This window comes from Synechococcus sp. CBW1006 (assembly GCF_015840525.1).
GTDB lineage: Bacteria > Cyanobacteriota > Cyanobacteriia > PCC-6307 > Cyanobiaceae > CBW1002.
In genome coordinates, this window is the sequence record NZ_CP060396.1 from 3792939 (window position 1) to 3809800 (window position 16862).

A 16862-nucleotide genomic window follows, 5' to 3' on the forward strand; every position below is an offset into this window, starting at 1 on the left:
ACGGTTGTCTGGAAATAAGAGAACCGTCCAGGCTCGTCATGGTGAATCAGGACTCGCGGGCTCTGCAGTTTGCGGTTGGAGTCAATCTGATCATGGCGGTGGCTGGGGCGATCGCATCCTGGCTCTGCAATGCCCAGGCTCTCGCCCTCGATGGTTTGGTATCAGGGCTGAACGCCTTGATGATTCTTGCCGGCGGACACCTGAGCACCCAGGTTCTGCGGCCACCCGACAGGCGCTTTCCCTTTGGCTACTGGGCACTGGAAACCCTGTATGTCGGCAGTCGATCCCTCCTGCTGCTGGGGATTCTGCTGTTTGCGGCGATCAGCTCGATCGACAGGATTCTGGCTCAGCGGCATGGAGCCAGCATCACCCCTCCCTGGATTGGTGGAATCGTGATCTACGCATGCCTGATGGCCGCGCTGGGGCTCTTGGTCGCCTGGAATCATCACCGGCACTGGAAAATAGGGGGCAGACAGAGCCAGCTGCTGGCCATGGAGCGTCGCGCCACCCTGGTGGGTGCAGCCATCAGTGCCGGCCTGGGACTGGCCTTTGCCGTCACCCCCCTCCTGCTCGACACACCACTGGCGGGCATGGTGCCGGTGAGTGATGCCTGGATCGTTCTGCTGCTCTCTGGGATCCTAGTGGTGGCTCCGCTGCGCAGCCTCAGAGATGCGGTCAGTGAACTCGGTGGCGTAGCCGCCAGATCCACGGTCCGCCAGGCAGTGCTGAACATCGTCCGGCAGGAACTGAATGCACAGGGAATCCGCCTGGTTGACGACGCCGTGTTCACCTTAGGACGGGCTGTTCAGGGGTTGCTGTACATCGATCCCGGCATGGCCCTTTCGGCGTTGGATGTGGATCTCCTGCGGGATCAGCTGGAGCGGACCTGCCGTCAACGCTTTGAGAATCTTGCTCTGGAACTGGTGCTGACCTGTCGTGATCCTCTCTGAGGGAAAGAAAGAGAGAAGGGCAAGACCAAACGTCTTTGGCAGTCAATCAAACGCATCTCCGGTCAGCACATAACGTTTGGTTTCGGAATCGCCTAAGCCAGCGGACAAACCAAGATCTCTTCTCAGTGTAGTAGAAGCAAGATGGAATAAACGCCAGTGATGCCACGTCACGCACGCCGATACTTCGCGCTTCTGCTTTCAGGGGCGTCGATCCTGGCTGGAGCAATGCTGCATCCCTCTCCTGGCACAGCCCAGAGCATCCCACCCGATCAGAAACCGCTGTACGAACTGGAAACCGATTGTTCGATCAAGCAGGGGCCGATGCAGAAATGCCGGGTGGATGTCTACGATCAGGGTACTGTGACCTACTACCGGCACCGGATCGGCACGCAGGTTGAGCTGATCAGAATCTCCGATGACCCTGAGAATCGGATCGAACGTTTCGACCCCAAGGGAAAAGCCTGGGTTTCCGTCGCGTCAGCGTCAGGGCAATTCTCAACCAATACGATCTGCTTCAACGGGCGTGAGTTCTGCGTAGTCAATCCCAACTTTCTGAACAGCCTCTACGAGCAGCGCCCCGGCGAATACCGAGAGCGTGATCGAGTCGAGGTGATGTTTGACAGCAACGGCAGAGTGAAGGCGTCCTGCTTTGATGACGGCTGCGGCCGGCGCATTGGAGCCGACCTGTGAGACGTATCTAATCCTCCGGATTCACGCTTGCGGCGTCATCACTCCTGCTGAGCGCGATGGTGGCCATGCCCTGTGGCGCTGAAACTCTCCCAACTGAATCGCTGGGATGGACCCAGAGTCTTGCCAGCGGGGTCAACCCTTCGCCCGGGCACGAACGGCTCAATCGAGAGTTGGCAAAAAAAGGCGGAGGAAGCAGAGGCGGCGGCGGTAGCAGAGGCGGCAGCAGTCGAGGGCGAAGCGGAAGCAGAATCGGGCCCAGTAGCGGTGGTCGAACGGGTTTCGGTCGACAGGGAATCAACCGGGGCAGTTACCGGCCCACCAGTGGCTGGGGCCGCAGCAGCCATGGCCTCCGAAACCTCCCCCGAAGCATTCCCCGGAACAGCAGCGGAATCATCTGGCGGGGCAGGGGATCGTCCGGCGCCGTCTGGGGGAGGGCTCGCCGGCCAACCACACTCATCCGGCGGACTCCGGGGTGGGCGCGGCAAGGCTGGCGCCGGGCCCGTCCCTGGGGCTGGGGCTGGTACGGACGCTCGCGCAGACCCAGCTGGGGGTGGTGGAATTCCAGGGCAGTGGGTTGGGGCCTCGGCGCCCTGGCGGCCTCATCGCTGATCAACAACCTGATCGACGCCGCCGTCGACGCCGGCAATCCCACCGTGATCGTTCCCGATACGCAGCTGGGCCTCCGTTACGAGAGTATTCAGCCGGTCGACAGCACATCAACCACGTTCTGGGCCGAGCGAGAGAACACGATTTATCAGCTCACTGCAGACTGCGAGCAGGGCCTGCTGGATGGGGAGCCACCGGCCACCCCAGAAGAAGCCCAGTTGCTCAATGCTTCGTGCCAGGTGGCATTTGGAGAATAAAGCTGGCCCTGGAGCCAGCAGTAGACGCTCAGTGGGAATGCAGCATCCAAGCCATTTCGTCAAGGGCGACAATAGGTTTTCCACAGAACAGAGAGCGGGCTACCTGCGCATCGCCGATCAGGTTGCCAGAGAGCTCGGCAGTGAGATTCCTGGCCGGATCAACCCAGCAACAACCGAGGCACAACCAGGCACCTCTGCATTCACACTCTGAATTCACAGTTCCTCGCCCCTGCACAAATCTGATCTGAACGGAATCACGGCTAGATTGCCAGTCACACCTGAGCATCAGCAGAGGCCATCACCTTGAACAGTCCCGGCCTGTCGGCAGCGGTGTTTGACACGAAACCCTACGATCGCATTCACCTTCCCGCGGCAACGGGCGCAGACGTTCAGCTGCGTTTCCTGAACTTTCGCCTCACTGCCGAAACCGCCGCCGCGGCACTTGGCGACCGTGCCGTTTGCGCCTTTGTCAACGACACTGTGGACAGGGATTGCCTCCAGCAGCTTTCCTCTCAAGGCACCGAACTACTGGCCCTACGCTGCACAGGATTCAATCATGTGGATCTCTCCGCAGCTCGTGACCATGGCATCACTGTCACCCGGGTTCCAACCTATTCGCCCAACGCTGTAGCGGAACATGCTGTGGCGTTGCTGCTCACTCTCAACCGCAGGATCCACCGCGCCTTCAATCGCGTTCGAGAGTTGAATTTCTCCCTGCAGGGGCTAGTGGGCTTTGATCTGAACGCCAAAACTGCAGGCATTGTCGGAACCGGCAAAATCGGCCGCATTGTTGCTCGCATCCTGCGCGGCTTTGGGATGGTGGTTGTAGCCTACGACCCCTACCCTGATGCAGCATGGGCAGCTCGTGAAGGCATCACTTACGTGGATCCATTCACCTTGGCAAGCCTCAGTGATGTGATTTCCCTCCACATCCCACTCACTCCCGAAACACACCACATCATCCGCCGCGAAACCATAGAACGCATGAAGCCCGGAGTCGTCTTGGTAAATGTGAGTAGGGGAGCACTCATCGATACTGCAGCCTTGATCGATGCACTGAAATCCGGCCGTCTGGGTGGCGTAGCTCTTGACGTCTACGAAGAGGAGGAAGGCGTATTCTTCGAGGATCTCTCCGGAACCGTGCTGCAGGATGATCTTCTGGCACGAATGCTGACCTTTCCGAAGGTGCTGATCACAGCTCATCAGGCCTTTCTCACCCATGAAGCACTGATGGACATCGCTCGCACCACAGGGGCAAATCTTCGGGCTCTTGCAGCAGGAGGTTCCTTCGTGGATGGCTCCGTGCTCACGTGACCCCCCCCCTCAACAACTCCATGACCAAGTCCACGAATGGAAGGAGCCACCCGATCGGCGCCACTGTGGAGCGCGGTGGGGCCAACTTCTGCCTGTTTTCCAGAACGGCATCGGCTGTGGAGCTGCTGTTGTTCGACGGGGTGAACGATTCTCACCCATCACAGGTGGTGACGCTGGATCCGTTGGAGCATCGCACCTACCACTATTGGCACGCTTTTGTGGCAGGGGTGGAAGCCGGTCAGCTGTATGGCTACCGCGTCCACGGGCCGTGGGACCCTTCGCGCGGGTTGTGCTTCGATGCTGCGAAGGTGTTGCTCGATCCCTATGGACGCGCTGTGGCCATAACAGAAGGTACGGGATTGATGAAAAGTGTGGTTGTTGATCCAGGAGCCTACGATTGGCAGGGTGATCAACCTTTGCGCCATCCCTGTGCCCGCACGATCATCTATGAAATGCATATCCGTGGCTTCACGGCCCATCCGAGTTCCGGAGTTTCCGAGGAGAAGCGAGGAACCTATGCCGGTCTGATCGCCAAGATTCCCTATCTCCAGGATCTCGGCATCACTGCTGTGGAGCTGTTACCGGTGTTCGCCTTTGATCGCCAGGCTGCACCCGCTGGTCAGACGAACTACTGGGGCTACCAGCCCCTGGGATTCTTCGCCCCCCATCCCGGCTACAGCTGTGGGGACGACCCGCTGGCGGCTGTCAACCAATTCCGCGACATGGTGAAGGCCCTGCATCGTGCAGGGATTGAGGTGATTCTCGATGTGGTGTTCAACCACACGGCCGAGGGAGGATTGAACGGGCCCACCTTCTGCTTCCGGGGAATCGACAATCCCAATTACTATCTGCTCAAGGACGGCGGGAGTCAATACGCCGACTACTCAGGCTGTGGGAACAGCCTGAATGCCAACCACCCTGTTGTGCGACGGATGATTATCGACAGCCTTCGTTACTGGGTTGGCGAGATGCACGTCGATGGCTTTCGTTTTGACCTTGCCTCCATCCTCGCCCGCGATTCGGCCGGGAATGTGCTTCCCAATCCCCCGGTTCTCTGGGACATTGAGTCGGACCCGCAGCTGGCGGGCACCAAGCTGATTGCTGAAGCCTGGGATGCGGCGGGGCTCTATCAGGTTGGCAGTTTCGTTGGCGACAGCTGGCGTGAATGGAACGGCCGTTTCCGCGACGATGCCCGTGATTTCTTTCGCAGCACACCGGGTTCCTTAGGAGTTTGCTGAAAAACCAACCCACGAGCCAGTTTTCCACAGGCATCAGTGGATTTCCGGCTCAAAAAGACGGATCGGCGGCTATCAGAGCCGCAAACAGCCCGATTTCGGCATCGTTGGCCTCTCTGCAAGGCATTGGTTGAGGCCTATTGGGCACACCTCTGGACAACGGGCTGTTCATGCCGCCTCCATCGCGGGCTTGAGCAGGTTGCCCAGGCGGATCAGGTTGTAGGCGATCACATGCAGGCCAAACACGGCGCCGACCTTCTCGGTACCGCGCAGTTTGAACTGGCGCAGCCCTCCGAACGCCTTGATCCAACCAAACACCTTTTCGATCCCCCGGCGGGCGTTGATCGATTTGGAGTAGCCCACGTGACGGGTGGTGCGGCCATCAATGGCTGAGCCACCGCTGCGGGCCGTGTTCTGGGCCACGTGGGGCGTGACACCGATCCGCCGCATCTCAGCGACAAACCCTTTGGTGTCGTAGTTCTTGTCGGCGCCGACGGTCTTCTGGTGGGCACCGGTGAGGTCTGCTGCCATCTCTTTGGCGGCATCCCGCTCACCGGTGCCCGTGGCCTGGGTGACGCGGCAATCGACGATCAGGTCGTGGCGGTTGTCCATGAGGACATGGCCCCGATAGCTCAGCTGCGCTGGATGGGCATTCGATTTCCGGGCCAGCCGTGCCTCAGGATCGGTGCTGGAGCGGTGGGTCTCGTTGCTGAGCTTGATGCCGCGAAAGTCCCCTTTGGCGCGCTTCTTTCCCTCTTTGGGAGCACCGAATCCTTCGCCAGGACCTGTGGGCGGAGGCGGAGGATCCTCCTGGCCATCGATCCGCTCCAAGGAAGCGTGTGACGCCCAGGCCTGGAGCAACGTGCCGTCCACCGAAAAGTGCTCGTCACTGAGCAGCGGTTTGACCTCGGGTGCTCCCATCAGCTTCTCCAGGAACAGCCCCATGACGTCGTCAGTGAGGAGCCGATCACGATTCTTGGTGAATGTGGTCGGATGCCAGATCGCATCGTCAGGGCTCAAGCCCACAAACCAGCGGAACAGCAGGTTGTAGTGGACCTGCTCCAGCAGCAGCCTCTCGGAGCGGATGCCGTAGAACGCCTGCAACAACGAGGCCAGCAGCAGCTGCTCTGGCGGCACCGATGGTCTCCCTTCTGAGGCATACAACCTGCAGAAGGTGGGATTGAGTCGATCGAGGGCCTGATCCGCCAGCTTGCGAATCCGCCTGAGTGGATGGCTGGTCGGGATCCGCTCCTCGATCGAGACGTAGGAGAACAAGGAGCCGCTGCGCTCCTGCTGACCTCGCATCAAACCTGGGGCAGTTGCCCTATTTTCGCAGAGGCGGCGGGGTTTTTCAGCAAACTCTTAGGACGATTCGCCGACCGACTGATTGGCAGCCCCCAAATCTACGGGCATAAAGAGCGTGAAGCGGAGCAAAGTATCAATTTCGTGAACTGTCACGATGGATTCACGCTCAACGATCTGGTTTCCTACAACCACAAGCATAATGAGGCCAATGGGGAACAGAATCGCGACGGCTGCGACGACAACCGTAGCTGGAACTGTGGCGTGGAAGGACCAAGCAACGACCCCGCAGTGGAACAGTTGCGGGCTCGGCAGATCCGGAACTTCATCGCTGTCACCCTGCTGTCTCTGGGCATCCCCATGCTGCTGATGGGCGATGAGGTCAGACGCTCCCAGCACGGCAACAACAACAGCTATGGGATGGATGATCCCGTGAACTGGTTCGACTGGACCCTGCTGCAACAGCATGCCGATCTGCATCGTTTTGTGAAACTGATGATCAGCCGACGATTGCTACGCGACCTTCACTCGGAACAGGAACGAACCCCCCTGAATGTTCTGATCCGTGATGCCACCAAGGCCTGGCATGGCAGTCGTCTCAACAACCCCGACTGGGGGGAGGACTCACACAGCATTGGCCTCACAATTCAGCTGAAGCGTGAAAACAGCTGGCTTCATCTGATCCTGAATGGCTACTGGAAGCCCCTTGACTTCGAGCTTCCCTTGATCGGCACAAACACTGTCACATCATGGCGGCGCTGGTTAGACACATCGCTCGCTTCTCCCAACGATATCGTGCCTTGGGAGATGGCCCCATCACACAGCGGGAATACATACGCAGCCGCAGAACGATCCGTCGTCGTTCTTTATACGACTGGATGAGGCATGCAACTGCGCGCGATCAGGCCCTCTTCGTCGGCCGCAATCCTCAGCAGATCCACGGGCCTGAGCCAGGCCACGGCCTCCTCCAGTTCGGCCAGCAGGGCATCGTCGTGCTCGCCGATGCCTCCGGTGAGGGCGATCACATCCACACCCCCGAGGCACGCCGCCATCGCACCGATACCGGCCAGAAGTCTGTGCCGGAACACCGCCAGAGCCAACAAGGCCCCCTCGTGGCCAGCAGTGGCAGCAACCCTCAACTCCCGCATGTCGGCACTCAGACCGGAGAGGCCGAGCAGACCGCTCTCGGTCTGAAGGCCGCGCTCGAGGAGCGCCGGCGACAGGCCCTGCTCCAGCAGGTGCAGCAGCACTCCCGGATCCACAGAGCCACTGCGGGTGGCCATCACCAGGCCCTCCATCGGCGTGTAACCCATGGTGGTGTCGAGGCTGCGGCCAGCTCGGATGGCGCAGAGCGAGCAGCCGGCCCCCAGATGGCAGCTGATCAGACGAAGGGGCTGAGCAGCCGTCCTCGGACGATCGGCATAGAGCCGACTGACCGTTTCACTGACATGCTGATGGCTCAATCCATGGAAGCCAAAGCGGCGCAGGCCCTGAGTCCGCCAGGCCTGGGGCAGGGCATAGGTGCTGGCCTCGGGTGGCAGGGTGCAGTGGAAGGCGGTGTCAAAGCAGGCCCACTGGGGAAGCTGAGGCCGCCAGTTGCCCACCCAGCCCATCACCCTCAGGGCCGGACCGTTGTGCAGCGGTGCCAGGGGCACCAGCTGCTCGAGAGCCTTGAGAGCCTCCGGGTCGAGCAGGGTGGGACCGATGAACCGCTCGCCGCCATGAACCACGCGGTGGGCCACCAGAAGCAGATCGACCTGCAGAGCCTCCAGCGCTGCGGGCAACCAGCCTGCGAGCACCTGCTCCAAAGCACCGACGGCGCGACTGTCCTCCCCGATTGCCGCTGCGGCAGCGTCGCCGTCCTGGTCGCCGGGGTGCCAGGGGCGCTGATCACGCCAGAGGCAGGCTCCATCTGGAGTGAACAGGGCAGCCTTGAGGCTGGAGCTACCCGCATTGAGAACCAGGAGCGCTACATCTGGCGCAGGAATCTGGCCAGCCATACCTAGGTCGCGACCGGCAGGGTCCAACGCCAGTCGGTGACTTCCGGTGCATCCATTCCGTGGGTATGGGCGTACTCACGGTGCCGAAGAATCGCCTCCTTCATGCGTTCCTTGAGGTGGGCGGCCCGGGAGCCAAGCGACGGAACACGATCGATCACATCCATCACCAGGTTGAAACGATCAATCTGGTTGTTCATCGCCAGCTCCAGCGGCGTGTTGATGTTGCCCTTTTCCTTGTAGCCGCGCACATGGAAATTGGAATGGTTCGTGCGGCGATAAGTGAGGCGGTGAATCAGCCACGGATAGCCGTGGAAGTTGAAGATCACCGGCTTGTCGGTGGTGAAGATCGTATCGAAATCGCGATCCGACAAGCCATGGGGATGCTCCGTGGGCTGGGTGAGGGCAAACAGCTTGACCACATTGACAACCCGGATCTTGAGTTGCGGAATCTCAAGGCGGAGGATCTCCACGGCTGCCAGGGTCTCCTTGGAGGGAATGTCGCCGGCGCAGGCCATCACCACATCCGGATCATCAGGCTCAGTTCCGCAATCGTCGTTGCTGGCCCAGCGCACGATGCCGATGCCCTTGGCCACATGGACACGGGCTTGCTCCAGGGTGAGATACTGGAGGTGCTTCTGCTTATCGGAGACGATGATGTTGCACACGTTCGGCTCCAGCAGCGCCTCTTCAGCCACCGCCAGCAGGCAGTTGGCATCGGGCGGCAGATAGACCCGAACCACTTCACCGCTCTTGTTACCGGCCAGGTCGATGAAACCCGGGTCCTGATGGGTGAAACCGTTGTGATCCTGCCGCCAGACGGTGGAAGAAATCAGACAGTTCCAGGCACCGATCGGGGCGCGCCAGGGAGCGTGATGAATGCACGACTCCAGCCACTTGGCGTGTTGATTGAACATCGAGGCGATCACATGCGCGAAAGCTTCGTAGGTGTGGAAGAAGCCATAGCGTCCCGTCAGCAGATAGCCCTCCATCATTCCCACCAGGGTGTGCTCGGAGAGCATCTCCACCACCCGTCCGTCGCGGGCGAGTTCACTGCCGCCGGCATCCTCCGGCAGGAGTTCCTCCATCCAGACTTTCTTGCTCACCTCGTAGATGGCCTGAAGGCGGTTGGAGGAGGTTTCATCAGGGCCGAACACCCGCAGGGAATCGGGGTTGCGGGCGATCGTGTCACGCAGCAGGGCTCCGAGAGCGGCCGTGTTCTCGTACTCCGTCTGACCCGGCTGCTCCACCGGCACGGCATAAGCCTCGATCGGCGCCAGCCGCAGGCTGCGGCGCAGTTGGCCGCCATTGGCATGGGGGCTTGAGCCCATGCGGCGATCACCCCGGGGGGAAAGCGTCTGCAGGTCGGAGCGGAGGGTTCCGTTGGCATCGAACAACTCGTCGGGCCGGTAACTCCGCAGCCAGCTCTCGAGCATGGCCAGCTGTTCCGGATCCTTGTTGGGCGCCGCCAGCGGCACCTGGTGGGAACGCCAGAATCCTTCCAGTTTCTTGCCGTGGAATTCCTGCGGACCGGTCCAGCCCTTGGGGGAGCGAAGCACGATCATGGGCCAGGCTGGTCGCAGGGCCTCAGCAGATGTGCGGCAGTCCTCCCGCACCCGCTGGATTGTCCCAATGGCCTGATCCATGGCATCGGCCATGGCGCGATGCATCGCCATGGGCTCACTGCCCTCCACGAAGATCGGCTCCCAGCCATAGCCCCGCATCAGGCTCTCGAGCTCCTGGTGGGGAATGCGGGCCAGCAAGGTGGGATTGGCGATCTTGTAACCGTTCAGGTGCAACACCGGCAGTACGGCGCCATCACTGATCGGGTTGAGGAACTTGTTGATGTGCCAGGAGGTGGCCAGGGGTCCGGTTTCAGCCTCACCGTCCCCGACGCAGGCGAGGGCGATCAGGTTCGGATTGTCGAACACCGCCCCGCAGGCGTGCGACAGCACATAGCCCAGCTCACCACCTTCGTGGATCGAGCCTGGGGTTTCGGGGGTGCAGTGGGAACCGATATGGCCCGGAAAGGAAAACTGCTTGAAGAAGCGCCGCATCCCCTCGGCATCCTGTGATTTGTCGGGATAAACCTCGCTGTAGCTTCCATCGAGGTAGGTGGGCCCCAGCACCCCCGGAGCGCCGTGGCCCGGACCGGAGAGGTAGATCATCTCCAGGTCGTGATGACGGATCACCCTGTTGGCATGGGCCCAGATGAACGCCTGGCCCGGACTGGAACCCCAGTGACCCAGCAGACGCTTCTTGATGTGCTCAAAGCGCAGGGGTTCCGCCAGCAGGGGGTTGTCCTGGAGATAGATCATCCCCACGGCAAGGTAGTTGGCGGCACGCCACCAGGCGTCGACAAGATTCAGCTCCTGGTCACGATCGAGGTCCATAGGAGCAGCAAGCGATTCTCACTATCTTCGCATGCCGCTGAAGCCTTGATAGGCATATCCTAACCACGCGTTAACGCCTGACGCATCGGCGTAGAAGTCCAGAGAGGAGTTCCAGGGAGGAATTCCAAGGAGAGCTGTTGATTCAGAAAGCGAAAACAGCTGGATCAAGGGCAGCCAGCGGCCAGCCAGTTGCGAGGAAACCTCTGCGCAGAAGAATCAAATCCACCAGGACACACTGTTCAGCAGATTAAATCTACTTGAAGCAGCTTTAGCGCCAGAGAAGAAGCCCGAAAACCATTCAAAACGCCTACACGACTGCTGCAGAGCCACAACCACCCCAACACAGCCTCAGGCCGCCCCGCCCCTGCTGCAATGCCATCCATGAAGGGAAGCGCCAACCTGAAAGCCTAAACACCTATCGCGGTAGCCAGAGACCGTCAGCAGCACTCCGCTGCGGATGGAGAACACTCGCTACCTGGCCCGAGACCGCTCCGGAATACGCCGCCAAAGACCTCACGCTCAGTCGCAGGCAAGACCATGACAAGGTCACCCAGAGGACCAAGCCAGAATCACTATCGATTGAAGAAATCGCTTGAAGAAAGAGTCCAGAATTGACGCCTGAAGGCCCATCGCTCAGGGGCATGATTCCCGCGATCGCCACAGTCTAAGCCTCAATATTCTCATGCATCTTCAGCACGGTTGAACATCGTTGCCAAGCCTTGCAATCCAAGCTCCAGAATCGATTGACCATCCCACCGGATCGGTCAAGGCTGAAGCGCAGCTCCACCTGAACCGACAGCAGAGGCCCCCACGCATCATTCGGCCTGGTGCTGGTCCAGCAAGCCCTGCAGATCGGCTTCCCACTGCACCCGTTCGGCGGGGTCCCCCACCAGGGTGAGCGCGCCGCTTTCAGGCCACCAGTTCAGCCGCAGATTGGTCTGCTGCTCGTCAAACACAAACAGTTCGTAGGCCCCCTTGTGCTCCCAGTGGCCGGGATGGCCGAGGCGCTCCACGAGGCTGCGCAACTCCTCCAGGGTTCCGGAAAACTGCATGGACGGACCTTCATGAAGCTGAGGGAACGCTAAGCACAATTTCGGCCGCTTTCCACAGGAGGCCAGGCCAACCCCCAGCCTCCAAGGCTCAGTTCTGCCCTCGCCTGAGCAGATCAGCGAATCTTGCCGATCTGCCGTCCCACCTGCTCGATCTTCTGGTAGTCCGACGCCTGGGCCTGGGTGAACTGCTGGGCGCCGAACAGCTCAAGAATCTGCTTCTGCTCGGGATCCTTCTGCCTCCAGCTCACGATCGCCGCCTGGATACGGCCCGTGAAGCCCTTGCCAAAGCGCTTGTCCAGGCCTGGCTGGGCGATCCAGTGGTAGTCGGGATAGGGCGGTGTACGCCAGATCGCGATCACCTTGCTTCGGTTCACCTTGCCCTCCCGCAGGCTGCTCTTCCAGACCTGCTCATTCACCACGCCGGCCTGATACGCACCGCTCTGCACCAGGGCGATCGTGGCGTCGTGGCTGCCACTGAACCCCGGTGCACCCCCGGCGAAGGATTTGAGGCTCACACCGGCCTGATTGAGGAAATACTGGGGCATCAGCCGGCCGGAGGTGGAACTCTCGGACCCGAAGGTGAAGCGCTTGCCCTTGAGAGCCGTCAGGCCCTTCTGGTTGCTGAGGGGCTTGAGGCCACTGGCGGTGTTGGCGATGAACACGCTGTGGAACGCGGCATCGATGTCGCGCTGGGCAATCACCGTCGCCCCCGGCTTCTGCAGACGGGCCTGCACGCCGGTGAGGCCACCGAACCAGACCAGATCGAGATTGCCGGTGCGGAATGCACTCACGGCAGCGGTGTAGTCGGTCATGGGCACGTACTTCACCGGCACGCCCAATTGCTGACTCAGCTCATCGGCCACCAGGCCGTAGAGCCGATTCAGCTTCTCGGGGTTCTGGTCGGGGATGGCGCTGATACGCAGCACGGTCTGCTGGGCCTCAGCCCGGCTCAGCAGCGGAGCGGCCTGGGGGTTGAGCGGAGGCAGGACCGCCGGCAGCAGGGCCAGGGAGAGACCTGCCAGCACGGCGGCCCAGCGGGCGCGGGGCGTCATGGTTGGTTGCAAGGGTGGAAAAAACCGCGCTGCAGCGGCAGCGCCGCAAGATCAGAGGGTGGCCAGGCAACGCTGGAGACGCCCGAGGCCGTCGTTGATCGTGGCAGGCGAAGCGGCGCACGACAGACGGATGCAACGATCATCTCCGAAAGCCACACCCGGCACCACCGCCAGGCCCACCTCCTCCAGCAGCAGCCTGCAGAGCGCCATCGAATCGAGGCCATAGGAGCTCACGTCCGGGAAGGCGTAGAAAGCCCCCTGCGGCGCGCGCAGGGTCACACCCGCAATCGCCTGCAGGCCTTCGGTGAGCAGAGTGCGGCGCTGATTGAACTGCTCTGCCATCGCGATCACGCAGTCGCGCGGGCCGCTCACCGCGGCCAGGGCTCCGTACTGGGCAAAGCTGCAGACATTGCTGGTGCTCTGGCTCTGCAGGGCGCTGGCGGCGGCCACCACGGCCCGGGGCCCCGCCAGCCAGCCGATGCGCCAGCCGGTCATCGCCCAGCCCTTGGCGAAGCCGTTGACAATGAAAATCCGGTCGGCCAGATCGGGGGCCACCGCCGCGAAGCTGTGGTGGCTGTGGCCCGGGGCCAGCAGGAATTCATAAATTTCATCGCAGACCACAGCCACATGGGGATGGCGGCGCAGCACCGCGGCGATCGCCTCGAGATCAGCCCGGCTGAGCACCATGCCGGTGGGGTTGGAGGGGCTGTTCAGCACCAGCAACTTGCTGGCTGGCGTGATGGCGGCGTCCAGCTGCTCGGCCCGCAGGCGGAAGCCTGCGCTGGCATCACTGGGCAGCAGCTTCACCGAAGCACCGGCCAGCTGGGCGAGTTCCGGGTAGCTGAGCCAGTAGGGGGAGGGAAGCAACACCTCATCGCCAGGGCCCAGCAGCACCTGGAAGAGGTTGTAGAGCGCCTGCTTGCCACCGTTGGTCACCAGCACCTGGTCACTGCTGGTGGACACCCCGTTCTCCGCCGAGAGCTTGGTGGCGATCGCCTGGCGCAGCTCCGGCTCACCAGCGGCTGGGCCATAGCGGGTATGACCGCTCTCGAGGGCCTCCGCTGCGGCCGTGCGGATGAAGGCTGGCGTATCGAAATCAGGTTCGCCGGCACTGAGGCTGCAGATATCCCGCCCCTCAGAGCGCAGCTGCTTGGCTTTGGCGGCGATCGCCAGGGTGAGAGAGGGCTGCAACGCCTGCGCCCGGGCAGACAGCGTCAACGGGGCCGGCATGGGACAGGCGCGCCAACGGGGCGCAGCTTCGGCGAAGGGGTCATCCTGCCCTATGCCCTGCAGCCTTTGGCCTGGGCCCTTCACCAATCGCCACGCCGCCCATCAGGAGCATGCCCGTGAGGTCCTGGTAGCCAGGGTGACGGCAGTTCCGGTCGCGTCGATGGAGATTCAAAGCGTTCTGCTACGGGGTTCGCGGAGTAGGCCGCGGCGTCGCTCTCCATGACATCGCCTGCAACCGGACCCGGAATGGAGAACGCCCCCCAGGTCACTGCCTACGGACTGCTGCAGGCTCTGCTGCCCGAGGCACCCCGGCCCAGCAGTCTTCTTGAGCGCCTCCTTCCGACCAGCGGAACCCTGCACGCCCGCACGGATCCCTGGATCGCCGGACGTTCCCATCTGGCCGAGCTTTTCTGCGGCTTGCGATCGGTGGGCCAGGTCATCCTGATCAACAATCCCCTCAGTGGGGCTGTGCTGCTACTCGCACTGTTGCTGCAGTCCGGCTGGATGGCCGCATTCGCGGTGCTCGGCATTGCCGGTGCCCATGCCATGGAAATCGCCATGGCATGGGATCCCTCCTCCAGGAGGCAGGGGATCGTGGGCTTCAACGGGGCCTTGGTGGGATGCGCCCTTGCCTTGGTTGCGCCCCCTTCTGGCCCCGCCCTGGTGCTCTGGTTGGTGTTGGTACCGCTCGCGGGTGCATTGAGTGCGGCCTGCCTGGAGGGGCTGAGGAGCTGGTGGTTTGGGAGGACAGGGTTGCCTCCCCTTTCCCTGCCGGCTTGCCTGATCGGCTGGCTGCTGCCGCTGCTGCTGGCTGGTCTCGGCGCAATCGGCATCCAGACCGATCCGGTGGAACCATCACTTTCATTGTCCGCTTCCTTGCCCTTTGCCGGGGAGGGTTCCCCCTTGCCATGGCTGGTGCAAGGTGTTGTACGGGGTTTCGGTCAGGTTTTTCTCTGTACAGGATTACCCAGCGGAATGCTGGTGCGGCCGCGTCCCTTTGCGTGGTGTAAAACCCGAGGCCCGAATGCCCTGACTCAGAGGGTGAACAGGGTGGAATGACGGGCTGTCATTCCTGAGGCGCAGATGCACCTCGTTTTTCCACGATGAAATGAGGCGATTGACTTGTCAAGTCTCTCGTCTGATCGCGGCTGTGTTGTGAGCGGCAGGGGTCTTCTATGCAGCCCAGGGGTTACAGCGCCGGCCCCCGGGCGGCGATTGAGGCCGCTGCGCCCTGTGGGGGCGCTGCCACCTCAATCACCTGGGGCCTGCGTCTTGCACCTCTGCGGCGGCGGCGCTGAGCAGGGCCGGCAGATCCTCCAGCTCCGGGATGGCGGCCATGCTCTCGGCTGAGAACATGCGGCGTCCCTCCAGCTGCCAGTGCTCGTGCTGCTCCAGCAATACCGCGCCCACCAGGCGGGTGATCGACGCGTCGTTAGGGAAGATGCCGACCACCCTGGTGCGGCGCTTGATCTCCTCGTTGACCCGCTCCAGCAGGTTGGTGCTCCAGACCTTCTTCCAGTGAGGCTGCGGGAAGTGACGGAAGGCCAGCACGTCCTCTCTGGCCTCGTTCATGAGCTCGGTGGCCTTGGGGAAGCGCTCCGCCAGCGAGGCGGCCAGGTCATCCCAGCGGCTGAGGATCTCTCCGGCATCCTCCTGAGCGAACACCGAGCGCAGGGCGGCGGTGACCATGCCCTGGTGGGCTTTGGGGACGCGCTGGAGAAGGTTGCGGGCGAAGTGGACGCGGCAGCGCTGCCACACACAGCCCTGCAGCTGGCGCCTGATGGCCTTGGTGAGGCCCACGTGGGCGTCGCTGATCACCAGCTTGACGCCAGTGAGGCCGCGCTCCTTGAGCGAGGCAATGAACTCGCTCCAGAAGCCCTCGGTTTCGCTGCCTGTCACCTTGAGACCCAGCAACTCCCGGCGGCCGTCCGCGTTCACCCCCATGGCGACGACGACAGCCCGTGAGCAGACCTGCAGGGCCTTGCCCAGCCTGCCCTTGAGGTAGGTGGCATCCAGGTAGACGTAGGCGTAGCCGGACTCCTGCAGGGGCCGGCTCAGGAACGCCTGCACCTGCTGGTCGATCTCCTGGCAGATGCGACTGACCTGGGATTTGGAGATGCCGCTCTGCGATCCCAGGGCCCCCACCAGGGCATCGACCTTGCGGGTGGAGACGCCGCCGATGTAGGCCTCCATGATCACGGCATAGAGGGCCTGATCCACCCGGCGGCGGGGCTCAAGGATCGAGGGCAGGAAGCTGCCGGCCCGCAGTTTGGGGATCAGCAGGTCGATGTCGCCCACCTGGGTGGTGAGGCTGCGGGGCCGGTAGCCGTTGCGGTAGCCGAGCCGTTCCTCGCTGCGCTCATGGCGGTCGGCACCCAGAACGGCGGCAACCTCCAGCTCGATCAGCTGCTGCAGGCCGTGGCGGGCCAGCTCCGGGATCAGCTCGCCGGCACTGCTGCCATCCAGTAGCGGCGCCAGGTCAACTGCGGCACGATGGGTCTTGGGCGTGTGTCACGAGTCAGCAGGTGAAAGCCAAGGCTGATGAAACTGCATCGGGGATGGGAGTGTGGCCTCCCGGGATCGGCCTGCAGGGGCTGGTACCAAACCACCCCGTGCTGCTGCGTTCAAAAGACGTGGTGGTGAGCGACGGGGAAACGGCGGACTGGATCCGTCAGGTGTGCGACGAGAAGGTGAGCGCAAGCGAACCGTTGATGACGCGCCGATATCTATTTCAGACGCTGCCAAAACGGGAGGCGGCCCAAATCTCCTGGATCAGTGTGGACA

Annotated in this window: 14 protein-coding genes; 7 read left to right on the plus strand and 7 right to left on the minus strand. The window is 62.2% G+C overall.

Features of this window, described 5'->3' with window-relative positions:
- Positions 1-92 precede the first annotated feature (92 nt).
- The 5 genes from H8F26_RS18770 to H8F26_RS18790 all read left to right on the plus strand — a co-directional run bounded on the left by H8F26_RS18770 (position 93) and on the right by H8F26_RS18790 (position 5055).
- On the plus strand, positions 93-950 hold the full coding sequence (locus tag H8F26_RS18770; protein ID WP_231605672.1) for a cation transporter: 858 nt from the start codon (positions 93-95) through the stop codon (positions 948-950).
- A 225-nt stretch (positions 951-1175) separates the two neighbouring features.
- Positions 1176-1640: a hypothetical protein gene (locus H8F26_RS18775; RefSeq protein ID WP_197156502.1), complete on the plus strand. Its 465-nt coding sequence runs from the start codon at positions 1176-1178 to the stop codon at positions 1638-1640.
- Positions 1641-2209: 569 nt separating this feature from the next.
- Entirely contained in the window at positions 2210-2503 is a 294-nt protein-coding gene (locus tag H8F26_RS18780) for a hypothetical protein (protein ID WP_197156504.1), read from the plus strand.
- A 303-nt stretch (positions 2504-2806) separates the two neighbouring features.
- A complete protein-coding gene (locus H8F26_RS18785) occupies positions 2807-3817 on the plus strand; it encodes a 2-hydroxyacid dehydrogenase (RefSeq protein ID WP_304623229.1) in 1011 nt (336 codons plus the stop codon).
- A 20-nt stretch (positions 3818-3837) separates the two neighbouring features.
- Positions 3838-5055 (plus strand): glycogen-debranching protein, encoded by a 1218-nt coding sequence (locus H8F26_RS18790; RefSeq protein WP_231605348.1) that lies wholly within the window; start codon positions 3838-3840, stop codon positions 5053-5055.
- Between the two features lie 165 nt (positions 5056-5220).
- On the opposite strand, the gene H8F26_RS18795 is transcribed toward H8F26_RS18790, so the two are convergent.
- The gene (locus H8F26_RS18795; protein ID WP_197153730.1) at positions 5221-6357 is read right to left on the minus strand and encodes an IS5 family transposase; all 1137 of its coding nucleotides are present in this window, start codon (positions 6355-6357) and stop codon (positions 5221-5223) included.
- On the opposite strand from H8F26_RS18795, the gene H8F26_RS18800 reads away from it, so the two are divergent.
- Positions 6283-7236: a hypothetical protein gene (locus H8F26_RS18800; protein WP_231605350.1), complete on the plus strand. Its 954-nt coding sequence runs from the start codon at positions 6283-6285 to the stop codon at positions 7234-7236. The two genes, H8F26_RS18795 and H8F26_RS18800, sit on opposite strands and share 75 nt — an antisense overlap.
- On the opposite strand, the gene H8F26_RS18805 is transcribed toward H8F26_RS18800, so the two are convergent.
- The 5 genes from H8F26_RS18805 to H8F26_RS18825 all read right to left on the minus strand — a co-directional run bounded on the left by H8F26_RS18805 (position 7221) and on the right by H8F26_RS18825 (position 14078).
- Positions 7221-8354, minus strand: coding sequence for an acetate/propionate family kinase (locus H8F26_RS18805; RefSeq protein ID WP_197159352.1), 1134 nt, complete (start codon positions 8352-8354; stop codon positions 7221-7223). The two genes, H8F26_RS18800 and H8F26_RS18805, sit on opposite strands and share 16 nt — an antisense overlap.
- A 2-nt stretch (positions 8355-8356) precedes the next feature.
- The gene (locus H8F26_RS18810; RefSeq protein WP_197156508.1) at positions 8357-10744 is read right to left on the minus strand and encodes a phosphoketolase; all 2388 of its coding nucleotides are present in this window, start codon (positions 10742-10744) and stop codon (positions 8357-8359) included.
- Positions 10745-11559: 815 nt separating this feature from the next.
- Complete coding sequence (locus tag H8F26_RS18815; RefSeq protein WP_197156510.1) at positions 11560-11796, minus strand: hypothetical protein; 237 nt, start codon at positions 11794-11796, stop codon at positions 11560-11562.
- 113 nt (positions 11797-11909) lie between these two features.
- On the minus strand, positions 11910-12848 hold the full coding sequence (locus H8F26_RS18820; protein WP_197156512.1) for a putative selenate ABC transporter substrate-binding protein: 939 nt from the start codon (positions 12846-12848) through the stop codon (positions 11910-11912).
- Between the two features lie 51 nt (positions 12849-12899).
- Positions 12900-14078 (minus strand): pyridoxal phosphate-dependent aminotransferase, encoded by a 1179-nt coding sequence (locus tag H8F26_RS18825; RefSeq protein WP_197156514.1) that lies wholly within the window; start codon positions 14076-14078, stop codon positions 12900-12902.
- Between the two features lie 246 nt (positions 14079-14324).
- Here H8F26_RS18825 and H8F26_RS18830 point away from each other — a divergent pair, with 246 nt between their 5' ends.
- Positions 14325-15137 (plus strand): urea transporter, encoded by an 813-nt coding sequence (locus tag H8F26_RS18830; RefSeq protein ID WP_197156516.1) that lies wholly within the window; start codon positions 14325-14327, stop codon positions 15135-15137.
- A 195-nt stretch (positions 15138-15332) separates the two neighbouring features.
- On the opposite strand, the gene H8F26_RS18835 is transcribed toward H8F26_RS18830, so the two are convergent.
- Positions 15333-16556, minus strand: coding sequence for an IS256 family transposase (locus H8F26_RS18835; protein WP_197159353.1), 1224 nt, complete (start codon positions 16554-16556; stop codon positions 15333-15335).
- Positions 16557-16862: the final 306 nt, after the last annotated feature.